Raw genomic sequence first — 6,224 nt, 5'->3', positions numbered from 1 at the left:
GAAGCTCCTACAAATGAAAAATGGATTAATGAATTAAAGGAACAAATTGATAAAGATTTACCTGTTAATTATCGCTTACTTACTCCAATGTCTAATAGAGATAAACAGACGACATGGTCAATGAATTTCGAACGAGATAATAAAAAAGAAGCTGTCATCGTATATAAAATACCTAATGAAGATTATCATATATATTTAGCCGTATATGAGAAGAAAAATAATGGATGGAATATGAAGTCAACATATACATTTGATGGGGAAGAAGTAGATATTGTTGAGGTAGGAGATTTCACAGGGAGTGGGAAAAGGGAACTATTGATAGGAATAACTACCAATCGTGATTTATTAGAAAACACAATGTATGTTTTTTCCGATGAGAGTGACGATATAAAGGAATTTTATAGACAGAAGTATACAAAGTTATTTATAGATGATTTAAACAAAAATGGTTTTAAAGACATAAGCCTTGTTTCGTATATGAAAGATGAACAGTTGAAGGTTCAGTTCATTGAAAAGTTTAAGGTATTGTCAGAGGTTACATTTGATCCGTATATAAATAGTATTCAAAGAATACAAATGGGCCGTATTTCTAAATCATTAAAGGCAGTTGTAATCGATGCGGGAACAGGGGCTCATTCAGGTATAACTTATGTAGCAAAATTTGATCAGGATCATTATGAAGTATTACCTATAGGTGGGAAAGAAGATTTATTTAATGAATATGTTGTAGAAAGTAAAGATGTTAATGAAGACGGCATTATTGAATTTGTTCGTACTGTACGTCCAAAAGGTTGGGAGGATAAATCACATGGTGATAGTCCGCTTTTTGAACGTTACATACAGTGGAGTGAATCTGGAATTAAACCAATTGAAGAACGATATATAGATATAGAAAAAGGGTATTATGTGAAAATTCCTAAAGAGTTAATAGGGAAAATTACAATACCAGATCAGCAAAAAGAATCAAATTCTCAAAAGTTTTTGGATACAAGAACAAATAAAATGTGGCTTGAAGTTCATATTTTTAAGCGGAAAGAATGGTTCAATATAAAAGGCTACAGCGCAGCAATTAAAACGGCTTCTCACGTATATGCAGTACCGAAGCAATCGGAATTTGAAAAAGTGAAAGCATATATAAAACCGCTAGCGGATTATCAACAAGAGTAGGAGGTGGGAATTATGTCAAAAATTTTAGTTTTAGAAGATGAATTAACGATCCGTAGCTTTATTGTTTTAAATTTAAAACGTGCTGGATTTTATGTAATAGAAGCTACTACTGGAGAAGAAGCGTTACAGATTTTGAGTGAACAAACTGTTGATATAGCACTGCTGGATGTAATGTTACCGGGGATTGATGGTTTAGAAGTTTGTAAGGCTATCAGGAAAGAAAATAAAAAAATGGGTATTATTATGTTAACCGCACGTGTACAAGATGAAGATAAGGTGCAAGGACTAGGAATAGGTGCAGATGATTATATTGCAAAACCGTTTAGTCCAGTAGTATTAACTGCACGTATACAGTCTTTATTAAGAAGAATAGAAGTACATGAAGAAAAAACGAATATTGTTACGTCAGGTCCATTTTCGTTAAATATTATAGAAGAAAGATTGTATAAAGATGGACAATTAGTCGATTTAACACCTACAGAGTATATGATATTACAGTATTTAATGAATCAGGCTTCAAAGCCAGTTTCGCGTGATGAAATTTTAAATATGATTTGGGGAACCAATTACGTAGGTGAGACGAAAGTAGTAGATGTAAATATGAGACGGTTACGTCAAAAAATAGAATGTAATCCATCAGAACCTGAATTTATTCTTACGGTGTGGGGAAAAGGATATGTGTGGAAGGAAAGTATGAGATGAAACGGAAAGTGACTTTATATTTTATGACGGTCATTACACTTATGCTTGTATTATTTGAAGTTGTATTTTCAGTCTCAATTTATCGATACTATTATAATGGTATTGTGCAATATATAGAGTCTCATGCGAAAACGAGTACACGTTTTTTTTCAGAATACAATTCACTATACTTTATTCGATTACAAGAATATAGTGGTGACATAATTAGTAGCTTTCAATTAGAAGGAACAGAATTACAGTTAATTGATCGTCACGGCTCGGTTATACAATCTTCAAGTGGTGAAAAGGTAGAAGGTAAAGTGAATATTCCACAATCATTATTAGAAGGTGAAATGTATAATCAAGTTACTACGAAAGGTAATAAAAAACAACTAGAGGTGCTAAGCCCACTTATACATCAAGGACAAACTATTGGTGTTTTAAAATATACGACTGTTTTAACAAATGTAAATAAAAAGATTATTGAAATTATTACGTTTACTATTTCTGTAGGTATTGTTATTTCGGGAGTCGCCTTCTTAATTAGTAGACGTTTGGCAAATTCATTTGTTGAGCCAATTGAATCCATTATTCAAGCCTCTTCACAAATTGCAGAAGGCACATTAAAGCAAAAAATTAAAGAAGATTATCCTGGAGAATTAGGTGAATTGGCACATAGTTTAAATTATATGGCCTATAAAATAGATAAGGCTGAGCAGATGAAAAATGAATTCATTGCTTCTATTTCGCACGAAATACGAACGCCTTTAACAGGAATTAAAGGTTGGAGTGAGACGTTAAAAACAGTAGATTATTTAACAGAAGAAGAAATAAAGCAAGGTATGGGCATTATTTCAGGTGAGACAGATAGGTTGATTCATTTAGTAGAAGAATTGCTAGATTTTTCAAGATTACAATCAAATCATTTTAATTTATATAAACAAAAGGTGCAATTGTACGATATACTAGAGGAGACGATTTGGCAATTAACTCCTAAATCGGAAGAGAAGGAAATTCAATTTATTACTACTATAGACCGAATTGAATTGATGGGAGATCGAAATAGGCTAAAGCAAGTTTTCTTGAATATTGTTCAAAATGCAATTAAGTATTCACATGAAAAAAGCACAATACACATTGAAGCAACTAAAATAGAAGGACAAGCAGTGATTAAGGTAAGAGACGAAGGGATTGGAATTGCTAAAGAACATTTACCATATATTGAGCAATCATTTTACCAAATTAATAATCATGCTGCAGGTGCAGGTATTGGTTTAGCTATCGTTAAAAAAATGGTAGAGCTTCATGGCGGTGCGCTTAGTGTTACAAGCAAAGAAGGAATAGGAACAACAATTTTGATAAAACTCCCATTATAATACAAATAAAATCTATTTATATGGTGAAATAAAAATAAATAGATGTATAATTATATTGGGCGATTTATATATAAGATTAATAGGGAGAGGAATTCGATAGAATGGAAAAAGCTTTAAAAATTAAACAAATAGTAGTCGTTTTAATAGCGATTGCCGCAGTAGCTATTGGGTATTACATGTTTCAATCAATTACTTCACCAGCAAAAGCTGTTGCGAAACAAGAAAATGTAGTGCAGCTTGCAAGTGAACAGCCGAAAGTTGAAATGAATAAAACGGCACCAAGTCGTTTTAATGGAAAAGAAAGAAAAGTTGCTTATCTTACATTTGACGATGGGCCAGGGAAATATACGGCTGAATTATTAAATACGCTAAAACAACATGATGCGAAGGCGACGTTCTTTTTAATTGGAGCGAATGTAAAAGAATTTCCTGATTTAGTGAAGCGTGAAAATGCTGAGGGTCATTATGTAGGCATGCATAGTATGACACATAATTTCGCAAAGTTATATAAAAATGGCGAGTATGTAAATGAGATGAAAGAAGATCAAGGTTTAATCGCTAATATTATTGGGAAATCACCTAAATTAACACGTCCTCCATATGGTTCGATGCCTGGATTGAATGAAGGTCTTCGAAATAAAGTGGTAGAAGGCGGATTTAAAGTATGGGATTGGACAATTGATTCATTAGATTGGAGATACAATAAAATGCCAGTTGATGCAGCTGCAGCACAAATTGCTCAAAACGTATTAACAAACGCAACAAAACCACAAGAAGTAATTTTAATGCATGATATTCACCCGCAATCAGTTGCTGCTGTGCCAGCAATTTTAAAGGGGCTAAAAGAAAAAGGTTATGAGTTTGAAGCTTATCATGAAGAGAGTCACTTCCCAGTGAACTTCTGGCATGATAACCGTATGTAATGGAGGAATTGACGTTGAAGTATGGAAAAGTAGCAGTAGTTGGAACGTTATCAGTAGGGTTGTTAACAGGTTGTTTCGGTGAAAAGCCAGAAGAAAATTTATATACAGCTTTTGAAACAGCAGCAACACAAGAAAAATCTTTAGTGGATGAAGCAAAAAAATTAGAGCAGTTAGAGAAACAAGGCCAAGAATTATATTCTCAAATTTTGCAAGAAGGCAAAGATCATAATGAAGCAGTTGTGAAGAAACTAGAGCAAGCTACTGCAAATGTAGATGATCGTGAAAAAGTATTGAAAAATGAAAAAGAAATGCTAGAAAAAGCTCAGAAAGAAACAAAATCTGTACAAGGAAATATAGAGAAGCTTGAAGATAAAAAGTTACAAAAACAAGCAAAAGCAGTAGAAGAGTCGTATAAGAATCGTTATGATGCATTCCAAAAGATGAATGAAAATTACACGAAAGTGTTAGCGACTGAAAAAGAACTGTATGAAAAATTAAAAGTAAAAGAAACGAAATTAAAAGAAATCGGTGAAAAAGTTAAAACTGTTAATGAATTAAATGTGGAAGCACAAAAGTCGAAAGAGCAGTTTAACAAATTTACAAAAGAGTATAATGACAGTAAATTAGCATTCTACAAAGATGCAGAAATTAAGATTAAAGATCAGAAATAAAGAAGAATCTAAAGTGTAATAAAAAGCCGGAGAAACATCGTTATAAATGTTTTTTCGGTTTTTTACGTTAAATGAATAGAAAAGACTGGAATTGATATCATAAAAGAGTTATAGTGAGTTATTCTAAGGGAAACATTGTAAAGTAAGGAGAATGGGAATATGTCATATGAATTTTTACTCAAATTAGGTTTAGCACTCTTTTTAGGATTATTCATCGGGATAGATAGGCAGCTAAAGAATAAACCACTTGGTGTGAAAACAAGTATGGTTATTTCTGTAGCAAGTTGTTTAATTACGATGGTTTCAATTGAATCTGTGCATGTATATTCTGTTCCAGGACATACAAATATGGATCCGATGCGACTGGCCGCTCAAATTGTTAGTGGAATTGGTTTTCTTGGCGCAGGTGTCATTTTACGAAGAAGTAATGACGTTATTTCTGGATTAACAACAGCTTCTATGGTGTGGGCTGCTTCAGCTTTAGGAATCGCAATTGGTGCAGGATTTTATTTACAAGCGACAGTTGCTATGGTTTTAATTATTTTAGCGATTAATGTACTTCCGCAACTTGTGAAAATTGCAGGACCGTATTCATTAAGACAAAAGGATTTATCTATAAAAATTACTGTTAAAGAGCATCATGAGTTAGATGGTATATTTAAGCAAATTAAAAATTTAGGCATGCATGTGAAACGCGTGAAAATTAAAGATATAGATAGTGGAGCATTTCAGCAACTGGAGATGGTTATTTTAGCTCCAGAAGATTTATATACAACAGAGTTATATAGTTCCCTGAAAGAGATTGATCGAGTAGTTTCAGTTGAAGTGGAAAGTAGATAATTGTGATAAAAAAGAGTGAAGTGAATTCACTCTTTTTTATTTGGATTTTTAAGGAATGAAATTGATATAATGATGAGTAATAAGGGGGGAGAAATGATGGGAATACATATTAGAAGAGCAATAAAGGATGATATACAAGGTATAGCAAAGGTGCATTTTGATAGTTGGAAGACAGTGTATAAAGGGATATTTGCTGAAGAAATTCTAGATAATATAGCATATGAGAAACGAGAAAAACAATGGGAAGATATTTTTCAAAAAGAAGGTAATCATCAATTTAGATTTGTAGCAGAGAATTTAAATGGAGAAATAGTTGGATTCATCGATGGGGGAGTAGAAAGAACTGGTACATATAATTGTGATGGAGAATTATATGCAATCTACCTTTTACAACAGTATCAAGGAATGAAAATAGGACAAAAGTTATTTCAAGCTTTATTATCGGATTGTATAAACAATGATATGCAATCACTTTTAGTTTGGGTTGTTACGAATAATCCTTCTAAAAAGTTTTATGAAAAATTTAACCCTGAAAAAATTGATACGAAATTTTTAGAGAGAGTAAG

Annotated in this window: 7 protein-coding genes; all 7 read left to right on the top strand. The window is 32.5% G+C overall.

Annotation, left to right across the window (positions count from 1 at the left end):
• Nucleotides 1-1,167: hypothetical protein (locus tag ACQGS6_RS21330; protein WP_426965552.1), on the top strand; the 1,167-nt coding region annotated here is incomplete at its 5' end.
• Between the two features lie 12 nt (nt 1,168-1,179).
• Complete coding sequence (locus ACQGS6_RS21325) at nt 1,180-1,869, top strand: response regulator transcription factor (protein WP_000036071.1); 690 nt, start codon at nt 1,180-1,182, stop codon at nt 1,867-1,869.
• Nucleotides 1,866-3,224, top strand: a complete 1,359-nt coding sequence (locus tag ACQGS6_RS21320; protein WP_100619653.1) for a sensor histidine kinase — start codon at nt 1,866-1,868, stop codon at nt 3,222-3,224. Before ACQGS6_RS21325 ends, ACQGS6_RS21320 begins: the two co-directional genes overlap by 4 nt.
• Nucleotides 3,225-3,325: 101 nt before the next feature.
• Nucleotides 3,326-4,147: a peptidoglycan-N-acetylglucosamine deacetylase gene (locus ACQGS6_RS21315; protein ID WP_000409484.1), complete on the top strand. Its 822-nt coding sequence runs from the start codon at nt 3,326-3,328 to the stop codon at nt 4,145-4,147.
• Nucleotides 4,148-4,161: 14 nt separating this feature from the next.
• Nucleotides 4,162-4,818, top strand: a complete 657-nt coding sequence (locus ACQGS6_RS21310) for a YkyA family protein (RefSeq protein WP_100619654.1) — start codon at nt 4,162-4,164, stop codon at nt 4,816-4,818.
• 159 nt (nt 4,819-4,977) lie between these two features.
• Nucleotides 4,978-5,658, top strand: coding sequence for an MgtC/SapB family protein (locus ACQGS6_RS21305; protein ID WP_000119510.1), 681 nt, complete (start codon nt 4,978-4,980; stop codon nt 5,656-5,658).
• A 93-nt stretch (nt 5,659-5,751) separates the two neighbouring features.
• Nucleotides 5,752-6,224, top strand: a 473-nt coding sequence (locus tag ACQGS6_RS21300) for an N-acetyltransferase family protein (protein ID WP_426965551.1), incomplete at its 3' end; no start/stop codon positions are given.

It is taken from the genome of Bacillus sp. GMs2/2 (assembly GCF_050172095.1).
GTDB classification, from domain to species: Bacteria; Bacillota; Bacilli; order Bacillales; family Bacillaceae_G; genus Bacillus_A; species Bacillus_A cereus.
This window is presented reverse-complemented; position numbering and strand designations above follow the sequence as displayed.